This window comes from Chromohalobacter nigrandesensis, from assembly GCF_023061285.1.
GTDB lineage: Bacteria > Pseudomonadota > Gammaproteobacteria > Pseudomonadales > Halomonadaceae > Chromohalobacter > Chromohalobacter nigrandesensis.
This window is the reverse complement of sequence record NZ_JAKGAM010000005.1, coordinates 138830-151935: the sequence shown is the minus strand read 5'-3', so window position 1 is coordinate 151935 and position 13106 is coordinate 138830. Positions and strand designations below refer to the sequence as shown.

The 13106-nt window shown below is 53.7% G+C and carries 13 protein-coding genes; 7 read left to right on the top strand and 6 right to left on the bottom strand.

The window, feature by feature from the left end; genetic code table 11:
• The first annotated feature begins 53 nt into the window (after nt 1–53).
• Both L1073_RS08745 and L1073_RS08740 read left to right on the top strand, forming a co-directional pair.
• A complete protein-coding gene (locus L1073_RS08745) occupies nt 54–1118 on the top strand; it encodes an aromatic ring-hydroxylating dioxygenase subunit alpha (protein ID WP_246898508.1) in 1065 nt (354 codons plus the stop codon).
• A gap of 77 nt (nt 1119–1195) precedes the next feature.
• A complete protein-coding gene (locus L1073_RS08740; protein WP_246898507.1) occupies nt 1196–2164 on the top strand; it encodes a PDR/VanB family oxidoreductase in 969 nt (322 codons plus the stop codon).
• A gap of 193 nt (nt 2165–2357) precedes the next feature.
• Here the strand turns inward: L1073_RS08740 and L1073_RS08735 are convergent, their stop codons facing one another.
• The 6 genes from L1073_RS08735 to L1073_RS08710 all read right to left on the bottom strand — a co-directional run bounded on the left by L1073_RS08735 (nt 2358) and on the right by L1073_RS08710 (nt 7754).
• Nucleotides 2358–2897: a MarR family winged helix-turn-helix transcriptional regulator gene (locus L1073_RS08735; protein ID WP_246898506.1), complete on the bottom strand. Its 540-nt coding sequence runs from the start codon at nt 2895–2897 to the stop codon at nt 2358–2360.
• 277 nt (nt 2898–3174) lie between these two features.
• Nucleotides 3175–4350, bottom strand: a complete 1176-nt coding sequence (locus L1073_RS08730) for an ABC transporter substrate-binding protein (protein WP_246898504.1) — start codon at nt 4348–4350, stop codon at nt 3175–3177.
• A gap of 47 nt (nt 4351–4397) precedes the next feature.
• Complete coding sequence (locus tag L1073_RS08725; protein WP_246898503.1) at nt 4398–5123, bottom strand: ABC transporter ATP-binding protein; 726 nt, start codon at nt 5121–5123, stop codon at nt 4398–4400.
• A gap of 1 nt (nt 5124) precedes the next feature.
• Nucleotides 5125–5901, bottom strand: coding sequence for an ABC transporter ATP-binding protein (locus L1073_RS08720; RefSeq protein ID WP_246898502.1), 777 nt, complete (start codon nt 5899–5901; stop codon nt 5125–5127).
• Nucleotides 5894–6892: a branched-chain amino acid ABC transporter permease gene (locus tag L1073_RS08715; RefSeq protein ID WP_246898500.1), complete on the bottom strand. Its 999-nt coding sequence runs from the start codon at nt 6890–6892 to the stop codon at nt 5894–5896. The genes L1073_RS08720 and L1073_RS08715 overlap by 8 nt, the downstream gene beginning before the upstream one ends.
• Complete coding sequence (locus L1073_RS08710; protein WP_246898498.1) at nt 6885–7754, bottom strand: branched-chain amino acid ABC transporter permease; 870 nt, start codon at nt 7752–7754, stop codon at nt 6885–6887. The genes L1073_RS08715 and L1073_RS08710 overlap by 8 nt, the downstream gene beginning before the upstream one ends.
• Nucleotides 7755–8216: 462 nt before the next feature.
• Between L1073_RS08710 and L1073_RS08705 the strand changes: the two genes are divergently transcribed.
• From L1073_RS08705 to gfa, 5 genes are all read left to right on the top strand, one after another.
• On the top strand, nt 8217–9422 hold the full coding sequence (locus L1073_RS08705; protein ID WP_246898496.1) for a cytochrome P450: 1206 nt from the start codon (nt 8217–8219) through the stop codon (nt 9420–9422).
• Between the two features lie 11 nt (nt 9423–9433).
• Nucleotides 9434–9757, top strand: a complete 324-nt coding sequence (locus L1073_RS08700) for a 2Fe-2S iron-sulfur cluster-binding protein (RefSeq protein ID WP_246898495.1) — start codon at nt 9434–9436, stop codon at nt 9755–9757.
• Nucleotides 9754–10989: an NAD(P)/FAD-dependent oxidoreductase gene (locus L1073_RS08695; RefSeq protein ID WP_246898494.1), complete on the top strand. Its 1236-nt coding sequence runs from the start codon at nt 9754–9756 to the stop codon at nt 10987–10989. Before L1073_RS08700 ends, L1073_RS08695 begins: the two co-directional genes overlap by 4 nt.
• Before the next feature lie 154 nt (nt 10990–11143).
• Nucleotides 11144–12253 (top strand): S-(hydroxymethyl)glutathione dehydrogenase/class III alcohol dehydrogenase, encoded by a 1110-nt coding sequence (locus L1073_RS08690; protein ID WP_246898492.1) that lies wholly within the window; start codon nt 11144–11146, stop codon nt 12251–12253.
• Nucleotides 12254–12453: 200 nt separating this feature from the next.
• Nucleotides 12454–13023: an S-(hydroxymethyl)glutathione synthase gene (gfa, locus tag L1073_RS08685; RefSeq protein WP_246898491.1), complete on the top strand. Its 570-nt coding sequence runs from the start codon at nt 12454–12456 to the stop codon at nt 13021–13023.
• The last annotated feature ends 83 nt before the right edge of the window (nt 13024–13106 follow it).

The window sequence follows — 13106 nt, the reverse complement described above, 5'->3', positions numbered from 1 at the left end:
CTTTGGATCCAAAGAATAACGATTCCCTACCCATAATGAGGAGAGATATTACCATGTTCCCCAAGAATACTTGGTACGTGGCCTGCATGCCGGATGAAGTCGAAGACAAGCCGCTGGGCCGCACTATCTGCAACGAACAAATCGTCTTCTTCCGCGCTGAAGGTGGCCAAATCGCCGCCGTGGAAGACTTCTGTCCTCACCGTGGCGCCCCGTTGTCCCTGGGCTTCGTGCGTGACGGTCAACTGGTATGCGGTTACCACGGCCTGGAGATGGGCTGCGAAGGCAAATGCTCCAGCATGCCCGGACAACGTGTGCGAGGCTTCCCCAGCATTCATGCCTATCCCGTCGTCGAGCGGCATGGCTTTATCTGGGTCTGGCCCGGCGATGCCGAGCAAGCCGACCCCGACCAAATCCCCGAGCTGCATTGGGCCAACGACCCTGAGTGGGCCTATGGCGGCGGCCTGTACCACATCAACTGCGATTATCGACTGATGATCGACAATCTCATGGACCTGACCCATGAGACCTACGTGCATGCCTCCAGCATCGGCCAGCCCGAAATCGAAGAATCCGCGCCGGAAACCAAGGTCAACGGCGATGAAGTGCTGACCATTCGTCACATGGAAAACATCACCGCACCGCCGTTCTGGCAATCCGCGCTGCGCGGCAATAACCTCGCCGACGACGTGCCCGTGGACCGCTGGCAGATCTGCCGATTTACGCCGCCCAGCCACATCCTGATCGAGGTCGGGGTCGCGCACGCTGGCAAGGGCGGCTACGACGCTCCGGCCGATGCCAAGGCGTCGAGCATCGTGGTCGACTTCATCACGCCGGAAACCGAGACCTCGATCTGGTACTTCTGGGGCATGGCACGCAACTTCAATCCGCAGGACGAAGCCCTGACCGAGAAGATCCGCGAAGGCCAGGGGCAGATCTTCTCCGAAGACCTGGAGATGCTCGAATCCCAACAACGCAATCTGCTCCGTTATCCGGAACGGCGCTTGCTGATGCTCAACATCGACGGTGGCGGCGTCCAGGCACGTCGCGTCATCGACCGAATCCTCAAGGCAGAAGCAGAGAACGCGCAGCCGCAACAGCAGGCCGCCACCGCCAGTTGATGGATCTTGCATAACGAAAGGATCGGCGCGCGCCGATCCTTTCCCGGTTCGCCGTTTACCCGGCAGTAGGTCATCCCATGAACGATAGTACGCTGTCTCTGTTCGTCAGAGTCACTCAAAAGCACCTGGAAGCCGAGGACATCGTCAGCTACGAGTTGGCCGACCCTCACGGGCGCCCGTTGCCAGCTTTCAGTGCCGGCGCGCATGTCGACGTGCGCGTCAAGGAAGGCGTGATTCGCCAATATTCGCTGTGCGGCCACCCCGAGGAGCGCGATCGCTACTTCATCGGTGTATTGCGCGAACCCAGCTCTCGCGGCGGCTCCGTCGCCATGCACGATGAGATCGAGGAAGGCGATCTGCTGCAGATCAGCGCGCCCAAGAACCACTTCCCTCTCGAACCTGCCAAGCGTTCGGTGCTGTTCGCCGGGGGCATCGGTGTCACACCGATCCTGTGCATGGCCGAGCGCCTGTCGCACACCAAGGCGGAGTTCGAGATGCACTATTGCGCCCGCTCACGGACGCGCATGGCCTTCGCCAACCGCCTCGAGCAGTCGGCATACGCCGATCACGTGCATTTCTACTGCGACGACACCCCTGAAGCCGGCAAGTTGGATGTCGCGAACATCACTGGCGAGCCAGACGACGACACACACATCTACGTCTGTGGTCCCGGTGGTTTCATCGAGCACGTCATGTCGACCTGCAAGGCGCAGGGCTGGCCGTCGTCACAATTGCATACCGAGTATTTCAGTGGTGTGGAGACGACCTCCGAAGACGACGAAAGCTTCGACGTGAAGATCGCCAGCAGCGGCGCGACCTTCTCGGTACCCAAGGACAAGAGCGTCTACGAGGTACTGAGCGAAAACGGCGTCGAAATCATGGTCTCCTGCGAACAAGGCGTCTGTGGCACCTGCCTGACACGCGTTCTGGAGGGGGAGCCGGATCATCGCGACCTTTACCTCGACGACGACGAACACGCCGCCAACGACCAGTTCACGCCGTGCTGCTCCCGCGCCAAAAGCAAGACGTTAGTACTGGACTTGTAAGACTTGAGTGCCACTCAGTGATTAAACTCACTGAGTGGCGCTCAGTGATGATTCCTAGGTGGTAGCAAGTAGATTTAGCCACTTAGTGTATTTCAAAGAGCCAAAAACCCTCTAATAGACCACAACCCTTGAAACAATAAGCCCACAGCTTTACCGAAAACTTCGACACAAAATGAAAAACATTACATAACAATCAAGCCCTATCCTTCACTTCAATAGTGTGTCGTTTTAACTTATCATCCGGCAACCCAAACACTTCATTTGATTCTTCTTCTGACGGATCCATCGCATTTACCACATCAACCTGCTTGTGTAACTTTTGCAAAATACCAATAAAAACATCGACCTCGTCGTCTGTTAATGGCTCAAGCAAAAGCGACTCTCTCGCTAACGCAACGCTCATGACATCATCATGGGTTTTAAGGCCTTCCTGTGTTAAAGCAACCAACTTACGCCGCTCATTTTTATTGTCATAAACCACTGAAACTAGACTTCTATCTCGCAACGACTTAAGGGAACGGCTGACAGCTGCCTTATTCAGCCCGATTACTTGCGCAACTCGACTCGCCGTTATATTCGGCTCCACTGCCAACATGGCAATGATACGCCAGTCCGTTACCCCGAGGTTAAAGTTCTTTCGATAAACAGATGACGCCCCTGCTGAAAGCTTGTTAGAAACAAACGTAATCAAAGCCGGAACGTAACGATCCAAATCTAGCACACGGTGACTCATAAAAAAGTCTCGCCAAGCATGAATAAAGGAGTAAGGCGCATCACTTTTAGCAGGAAATTCCGGCATTATCAATTTAAGGTAGGCAGGTAGGCAGGCAGGTCGGCAGGTCGGCAGGTCGGCAGGTCGGCAGGTCGGCAGGTCGGCAGGTCGGCAGGTCGGCAGGTCGGCAGGTCGGCAGGTCGGCAGGTCGGCAGGTCGGCAGGTCGGCAGGTCGGCAACATCCTAAACAACCTGATAGCCTAGGCGAGAAAGACTCCCGCCTAGGGTTATAAAATTCTTATTCTTCAAACCTCCCATAATCAGGCTGCTCTTCATATACTTTAAACTCTTTATTAACGAGCTCACCAGACTCACCCTTTACCACTTTTCGCATGTATACATTTTGAATCGGGCTACGATAATCTGAATCAATCATCATAGGCCCCCGTGGACTGATCCAAGATAAGCCTTTAACGGCGTCGACAGCAGCTTCCGGCTTTTTCTCACCGCCTGTGGCTTCAATCATCTTGTAGATGACATGCGCACCATCATAAGCCCCCACAGAAGCCCAGTTGGCGATCGCGTCTGGATAAAGCGAGTGGAGAGAGTCAAGAAACGCTTGGTTTTCGGGCGAGTCATGGGCCTGCGAATAATGAAAACCAGTATGCAAGCCGAGTGCAGAACTTCCTAAAGTTTGCAAATCAAGCTCTTGCGTTTCTGCCGTGCCTAGGAATCGAATGCCTTCTTCCATTAGACCATTATCGGCATAGGCTTTCACAAATCCATACGTAGGTGGCCCACCGGGAAGAAACACATATATAGCATCAGGCGCTTCCGACTTTGCGCCTTGGACAAAAGGGCCGAAATCGGTCGTATTCATCGGCATCCTGACAGACCGAAGAATCTCACCACCATCCTTTTCGAACTGCTTAGCGAACGCCTGCTCAGCATCGATGCCGGGGCCATAGTCAGTCACCAAAGTTACTACTTTATCAATACCTTCTTCCTTAGCGTAAACGGCTACAGGAACACTAACCTGAGGAGTAGTGTAAGATGTTCTAACAAAGTAGTCGGATTGCTGGGTGATTGCGGATGTAGCGGCGTTGAAAATAACGGCAGGAGTTTTTGCCTTATTAATCAAGGGCGCAACTGCCAAGGCGTTAGGAGTAAACACAAATCCTCCTAGGTAATCGACCTGCTCCTGCACGATCAATTCCTGGGCTACGCTCCGTGTTCGACCGGGGTCTGGCCCACCATTATCCTTGTAGATGAACTCTACACTGTGGCCACCTACGGACTTGCCATGCTGAGCCTGGTAGGCATCAATAGCTTGCCGGAATTGCTGGCCATAATCGGAAAAAGGCCCCGAGAGCGGAGCGACTATCCCAACCTTGACTGGATCGTCTGCCTGCGCCGTCATGGTTAAGGTAGTCGCTGCAAGAGAGGTGGCGAGCAGTAGCTTAAGTTTTAGCATTGGTATCTACCTTCTGCGATAAGAGATAAGTATTATTATTAGTTAGCTTAGGCCGTCTTGGCCAAGCCGATGGCACCCTCGAGCACATCCGGTCTATTGCGTAGCTCGTCTGGTGTCCCTTGATATACTGGAACACCTCGCTCCAGAACCAAGACCTGCGTCGAGAAGTTTAGAACCACATCGACATGCTGCTCGACCAAAATGCAACCGATGCCGGTATGATCAATTAAAGTACGGATTTTTCCCATTAATTCTTCAGCAAGTAGCGGTGCCAACCCTTCCAGAGGTTCGTCAAGTAACAGTAACGAAGGAGCACTCATCAAAGCGCGCGCCACCGCCAGCATTTGCTGTTCCCCCCCAGAGAGTTGATTGCCATAGTTACATCGGCGTTCCTTGAGACGAGGAAACCAACTGTATGCGTCATCAACGCGCTCTTTGGGCTGACCCGCGAGTCCAGCAACAAGGTTTTCCTCTACACTGAGCGAAGTGAAGATGTCCCGTGTTTGCGGAACATAACCTAGTCCAGCTCGGGCCCGCTGGAATGTCGTCATGCGGCTGATATCTTGGCCCTCGAAGTAAAGCAGACCGCCCTGGTACTGTGTTAACCCCATGAGGGTGGCTAAGGTAGTCGTCTTGCCAGCACCGTTGCGCCCCAAAATTCCCAATCGCTCGCCACGCTGTATGGCAAATGTGACATCTTCGATGATGCATGTTCCGTCATAACCCGCTCTTAGACTTTCAACCGTGAGCCCTGTTGATTGCTTTATTGTCATCTTATACTCCCGCTCCCAGGTAAATATCGCGCACTTCTTTGTTATTCGAAATTTCCTCTGGTGTGCCCTCTACCAATAACTCGCCGCTCACCAATACAGCGATTTGAGTCGCAAATCTAAAAACTAAGTTCATATCATGCTCGATCAACAAGACAGCAAGATCTGCTGGCAAGTCCTCGACAGCTTGCAAAATGATACCGCTCTCACTCTGCGGAACGCCGGCCGCGGGCTCGTCCAGTAGAAGAACACGCGGCTTGAGCGCCAAGACCAAGGCAATCTCGACCAGTCTCTGTTCGCCATATGCAAGGCCTCGAACCTCGCTACTAGCCCTATCGCCCAATCCTAGAATATCCAGAATACGTTCGACCTCAGCATCAAGTCCCTCGACATGTTCAATGCGACGCAAGAAAGTGAATGACTGGCGTCTGAGTTGGAGTATTGCTAAACGCAAGTTGTCAGCAACGGTCAGATCCTTGAACAATCGCGTCACCTGAAAGGAACGAACTAATCCTCTGCGTACACGTGCCGACTGTGGTAGATTAGAAATCTCTTCGCCATCCAGTTTGATGGAGCCGGAGCTTGGCTGAAGAACGCCGGTAACCAGGTTAACGAACGTGGACTTCCCTGCACCGTTGGGGCCAATCAGTGCCGTGCGCGCGCCGGCCTTGAGCACTAGATCAATATTCTGGGCAACAACCAAGCCCCCAAAGGCTTTTTTAAGACCTGAAACTTCAAGGCGCGGAAGCGCCAAGGGGTCTGACGTTATTGAATTATTCACTACGCCTCCCGACTTTAATCCACGCCATAAATATATCGAATAACTGCATGAGCCCTTTGGGTAGAAAAAGCACGGTGGTAACAAGTAGCAGCCCGATAAACAGCATCCAAGTTGAGGGATCCAAAGCAGCCGCCATATGGTGAACCACCATAAAAATTACTGTGCCGATGAGAGCTCCATAGAGACGCCCCGTGCCCCCGAGAATCAACATGACTAAAGCTTCGGCGGAAAGTGTGAAGCTGAGGCTCTGCAAACCAACAACCTGCACTGTTTGTGCCGATAAGCCGCCAGCGACACCCGCCATAGACCCGGCAATGGCATAAATTATCATCAGATGACGGTAAACGGGATAGCCCAATGCCCGCATACGTTCTTGATCTTCGCGCAAACCCTTAGCGGCAAGACCAAAGGGTGAGCGAACCAGTTGCCGCATAAGTAAGAAAGCCAAGGCTAAAATACTCAGGGAATAAAAAAAACCGGTTCGCCCATAAAAATCGAACTCGAAAATCCCGAATAATGGCGCAACAGCAAAGCCATAAAGTCCATTATCCCCTCCTGTAATGTCTTGAGCTTGATTAGCAGCTGCGAAGAGCAGCTCAGCCACAGCGATCGTCAGGATAATGAACGATAGGCCATGAGTCCGAAGCATGAACGACCCACTTACCAGAGCTATACCTGCCCCAATAATGCCGGCAACCAGCAGCCCAATGAGGGGGTCAGGATGTACGTACATAGCAAATAGTCCCGCACAGTATGCCCCCGCCCCAAACATAGCTGCTTGACCTAACGTGGCAATCCCCGTATACCCCAGCAGTAGATCAAGAGACAGCACGAAAAGTGCCATAACAACAATTTCAGTAAGAAACCCCAGATTAGAAGGAAAGATATAGAAACAGACAACACCCGCTACGAGAATACAAATCTCTGGCAAAAGCGGGACTTTTACATGGCGCTTAACAGCGTTACTCGCAACAACTTTGGACTCAAACATTAACTCCCCTCCCAAACATGCCATTAGGTCGCATGCTGATAATAATTATTATGGCAATAAAGAAAAGAATACTAGAGTACTCAGGGGCTAGATACTTAGTGGCAGTATCAACCATGCCCAAGGTTAGAGCGCTCGCCAGCGTACCGACCAAGCTACCTAGCCCTCCGACAGCGACCACTGATAAAAACAACACCATATATTTGAGAGGATAATAAGGTTCGATAGGCAACAACGAAGACCCTACGATGCCACCCAGAGCTGCCATACCTGCCCCCAGCGCGAAGGCGACCGTAGCAACGAGTCGAGTGTTGATACCAACCGCGCTAGCCGTAGCAGGATGGTCGACAGCGGCGCGTAGCCGGATACCGAAAGTTGTCTTTTCGATCACCAGCCAGAGGGATAGGAAAACGAGTATGCCTGAAATAAGAACCAAAATACGTTGCGCGGGCATGGTCCTAAAACCAACATCCATCGAACCGCTTAGAAGTGCAGGTAAGGGCATTGCGCTCATGCGGGTGCCGAATATGAGACTAGCTAATGCTATCGCAATAAAGGTCACTCCAATCGTCAGCAACACTTGATCTAGAGCGGTGCGCCCATAAACTCGGCTAATCAAAAATCGCTCCAATGGGATCGAAACCAAGCTCACCACTACAACTGCAAGCATGACACCAACTACCCATGGCATTCCCACGCTACTTATTAACGTTATGGCAACATATCCACCAAGCATGGCAAACACACCATGTGCCAAATTAACAAAACGCATTAGCCCCATCGTAATGGAAAGGCCTACTGCAATCATGAATAGCAGTATGCCATATATCAATCCGTCGACGATTATATTGCTCAACACGATCATTGCCACCTCTTATTATAAGGTTAGGCTGGCTCACTTCACTCTGAACGAATGCATTATTTTTAACTCCAAGTGTTCGCCAGGTGAACGCTAGTTTGCTTTACGAACAAGCTAGGCTCGACATGTTGACTCGTCAACATAGACAAAAGTTTTAAGTGTATTTGCAGGCCATCCTTTTCAGCCAAAAAACCTTAAAAATCATGAGAATATACACCCATTTAGGAATTACTTCCCCGCCGACATCTGGGCTCATGGTTTTTTATCGTAATATTATATAAATCATAAATAGCACAGCGGATTTATAACTCACTGATTCATATAGATTAAATCACCCGACTCGTGGGGAGGGTAGTAGTGAATTATACCAAGGGATAATGTTGACTAGTCAACACTCGTGTCTAAGCTGACATTCACAGCAGCTGGTAGGCGCTGTCACAGACAACAGGTGATACGAGGAGACATGCCATGGTTGAGGCTAAAACCGATTCTAAAGTACCGGTAGTCGACAAGGACCCCTTCGACCTTGGGATACTGGCTGATCCATTTGATTTCCATGAAGAACTGCGCGAAGCCGGTCCAGTCGTCTGGCTGGAGCAGTACCGTTTATGGGGGCTGGGACGCTACGAGAACGTGCATGCGACGTTGAATGACTGGGAAACCTTCTGCTCTTCGGCCGGAGTGGGCATCAGCAACTTTCGCAAGGAGAAACCTTGGCGCGAGCCCAGTATCCTGCTGGAAAAGGATCCGCCGGAGCATACACGCGCCCGCTCGATAATGACGAAAGTACTCTCGCCAGTAGCGGTCCGAAAGCTGCGCTCCGACTTTGAGACTGCAGCAGAAAAGATAGTCGATGAGGTTATCCAGAGGGGCGAATTCGATGCTGCCACGGATCTTGCCGAGGCGTTTCCCACCAAGGTCTTTCCCGATGCCGTGGGGCTGACAGCCCATGAACGGGAATACCTGTTGCGTTACGGCAATATTGCGTTCAACGCCTTTGGGCCACGGAACTCGCTGTTCGAGGCTTCTATGGCCGAGGCGCCAGAAGTCTCGGAATGGATTATCGATAAATGTCGTCGTGAAGCCTTGAGTGAGCATGGCTTCGGGGCGCAAATTTTCGCCCACGCGGATCAGGGCGAAATCACTGAACATGAAGCAGGCATGCTAGTGCGTTCGCTGCTGACCGCAGGACTCGATACTACCGTCAATGGTATTGGGTGCGCCTTACGTAGCTTGGCAGCTAACCCTGAGCAGTGGCAAATCTTGCGCAATAACCCAAGCCTGGTTCGCAACGTGTTCGATGAAACGCTTCGTTACGATTCACCAGTACAGACTTTCTTCCGTACGACGACTCGAGAGGTAGAGGTCGAAGGTGTCAAGTTAGGCGAGGGTGAAAAGGTATTAATGTTCTTGAGTGCAGCCAATCGCGATCCTCGGCGCTGGGAAAACCCGCATGACTTCGACATTCAGCGTAAAGCTACCGGCCATGTTGCCTTTGGTTCTGGGATTCATGGATGTGTCGGCCAGATGGTTGCCCGCCTGGAGGCGGAAGTCCTGCTGTCGGCGCTACTCAAGCGAGTCAAGACACTTGAACTGACTAGTGAACCTACAGTGAAGTTAAACAATACCACGCGTGGGTGGGCACACATTCCTGTTTCCGTCACCGCAGCGTAAGGGAGGTACACATGCCGAGCATCACTTATGTACACCCCAACGGGGAACGGCAGACCGTCGAGGTCAAGAGTGGTACCAGTGTCATGCAGGCCGCCATGGCCGAGGGTATATCGGGCATCGTGGCTGAGTGTGGTGGGTCTGCCATGTGCGCCACCTGCCATGTCTATGTGGATCCCGAGTTTGTCGAGCACGTACCCGACGTGCAGGAAATCGAAGATGAAATGCTGGAATGTGCAGCAAGCGAACGTCGTGAAAGCAGTCGCCTGAGTTGCCAGTTGGTGGTGTCCGACGAGATGGATGGTCTAGTAGTGCACCTACCGGAGACGCAGGTATGAGCGTGCAACCATGCTGCGTCATCGTAGGGGCCGGACAGGCGGGACTACAACTCGCCGTCTCGCTGCGAGACCTGGAGTATGCGGGGCGTATCGTACTGGTGGGCGAGGAGGCATGTGTCCCTTACCAGCGTCCCCCGCTTTCGAAAGCTTATCTCCTGGGAAAAGTCGAACCGGACAATCTGCAGTTTCGCCCGTCGACTTTCTTCCAGGAGAAGAAGATCGAATATTACGAAGGCGTATGCGTCGACTCAGTTGAACGAGAGCAGCGCCAGGTTCGACTCTCTTCCAACGAGGTCCTCAGTTACGATCATCTCGTCCTGGCGACCGGGGCGAGCAATCGCCGCTTACCGTTACCTGGCATCGAGCTTGAAGGCGTGTGCGAACTCAGAAGCCTGGCCGATGCTCAACAGGTACGTGACCGCCTAAGCGGTTGCCGAAAGGCCGTCGTTATAGGGGCGGGCTTCATCGGCATGGAGTTCGCCGCAGTAGCGGCGCAACTGGGCATAACAGTGACCGTCGTCGAAGCCGCATCTCGTCCTTTCTCACGTGCCTTGTCGAATGACACAGCTGACTATTTGGCAGCATTGCATCGCGAGCAAGGCGTGGTATTTCGCTGCGACGCTCAAGTGAATGAAGTTCTCGGAGATGCATCTGGCCACGTATGTGGCGTGGAGCTGGAGAATGAGGATCGAATCGATGCGGATCTTGTCATGACCGGTGTCGGCGTCGTCCCCAATGACTCCCTGGCGCGTGCGTCCGGGCTGCAGGTCGACAACGGCATCGTGGTCGATGAATACCTAGCCACCTCGGATCCGGCAATATCCGCCATCGGCGATTGTGCCAGCTACCCCAGCGCTTTTTCAGACGCAGCCAGGGTGCGGCTCGAATCGGTGCAGAACGCAGTAGACCAGGCGCGCACCCTGGCTCAAAGACTGACGGGCCAGAGCATCGCCTACACCAAGGTCCCCTGGTTCTGGAGCGACCAGTTCGATACCAAGCTGCAAATTGCCGGCCTTTCGGCGGGTCATGACCAGACAGTTCGTCGCCAGCAAGCAGGCAAAAGAGGATTTTCAGTATTCTGCCTGCGGGGCGATAGATTGCTGGCTGTAGAGTCGGTCAACTCACCTGCCGACCATTTACTAGCCAGGAAACTCATTGAAGGGTCTGCATCCGCCACTAAAGAGCAGATAGAAGACCCTGACTTCGATCTTAAGCTTCTCATTAACAACTAGACTGATATGCATATAATTAGAAGTCATTCACGAATACTTCCCTTAAATTCGCAACAAAGTTTTAGGCCTAAAAGGCAGCACGCCATTAGGTAATCAATCTAGATATTTATCTTTTCCTAAAACTTTATCCTCGCATTTATAAATTGGAGCCGATATGAAATCACGCGCCGCCATCGCCTGGGAAGCCGGCAAACCGCTGGAGATTGCCGAGATCGACGTCGAAGGGCCCAAGGTCGGCGAGGTACTGGTTCAGATCAAGGCGACCAGCGTCTGCCATACTGATGCTTTCACCCTCTCCGGGGCCGATCCGGAAGGCAACTTCCCCGCGGTGCTGGGCCACGAAGGGGCAGGTGTCGTCCAGGAAGTCGGCGAGGGTGTCACCAGCCTCAAGCCCGGCGATCACGTCATCCCGCTGTATACCGCCGAGTGCGGTCAGTGCAAGTTCTGCCTCTCCGGCAAGACCAACCTGTGCAGCGCGGTCCGCGCGACCCAAGGCAAGGGCGTGATGCCCGACGGCACCTCGCGCTTCTCCAAGGACGGTCAGTCGCTGCATCATTACATGGGCTGCTCGACGTTCAGCGAATATACCGTGCTGCCGGAAGTCTCGCTGGCCAAAGTCTCCTCCGAGGCGCCGCTGGACAAGATCTGTCTGCTGGGCTGCGGCGTCACCACCGGCATCGGTGCGGTGATGAACACGGCCAAGGTCGAACCGGGCGCCACTGTCGCCGTATTCGGCCTGGGCGCCATCGGGTTAGCGGTCATCCAGGGCGCGCAGATGGCCAAGGCGAGCCGTATCATCGCCATCGACGTCAATCCTGACAAGTTCGACCTGGCGCGTCAGTTCGGCGCTACCGACTTCGTCAATCCCAAGGACTACTCGGACCCCATCCAGCAGGTCATCGTCGACCTGACCGATGGCGGCGTCGATTATTCCTTCGAATGCATCGGCAACGTCAACGTCATGCGCAGCGCACTGGAGTGCTGTCACAAGGGCTGGGGCGAATCGATCATCATCGGTGTCGCCGGCGCTGGGGAAGAGATTTCCACACGCCCGTTCCAGTTGGTCACCGGGCGCGTCTGGAAGGGCTCCGCCTTCGGTGGCGTCAAGGGTCGCAGCGAATTGCCGAGCTACGTCGACGACTACATGAATGGCAAGCTCAAGATCGACGAATTCGTCACCCAGGACATGGCGTTCGAGGAGATCAACGAGGCGTTCGAGTTGCTGCACGCCGGCAAGAGCATTCGTACCGTGCTGCATTACTGACGGGGAAATGACCAGCAGGTGCAGACTCTCCCAAGACGACAGAGGTGAACGCAGTGCTGAAAGCAAGAGAAATGGAACCCCATGAATCTGGAGAATAGCAAACAGGAAGCAATCTCGACGCCCTACCAAGAATGGCGAGAGCGAGCCAGACTCCACACCACCACAACTAGTGCAATGACCACTTTCTGAGGAGCCCCTCCATGAGCAATATCAAGATCCATCCCGCCGTTGACAACGGTGTGCGCGCCGGCAGCGACAGTTTCCAAGGCGCCTCACTGCATTGCCGCTGTACCGACAACCCCGTCGAGGTAACCGTTAAAGCACAATGCGCCCATAATCATGTGTGTGGATGTACCAAGTGCTGGAAGCCCGAAGGGGCCCTGTTCTCGATGGTAGCCGTGGTACCCCGCGACAGCCTCAGTGTCACCGAAAATGAAGACAAACTGGAAGTCGTCGATACCTCCGCAGCCATCCAGCGACATGCCTGTACCCAGTGCGGGGCCCATATGTTCGGACGCATCGAGGATACCGGCCATCCTTTCCATGGTCTGGACTTCATCCACACGGAACTCTCCAACGATACCGGCTGGGCAGCGCCGGAGTTCGCCGCCTTTGTCTCCTCGATCATCGAGTCGGGAGCCGATCCGGACAACATGAACCAGGTACGTAGCCGACTCAAGGAACTGGGCCTGGAGCCCTATGACTGCTTGTCGCCACCGCTGATGGATACTATCGCCATCCATATGGCTAAAGCTAAAGGGGTGCTGTGACGCCAATTACCCTCCTACCTACAGACACTATCGGGCGCCCCAACGGCAGATCTTGGGGCGCCGTCATCTTGAACCGACAGTCC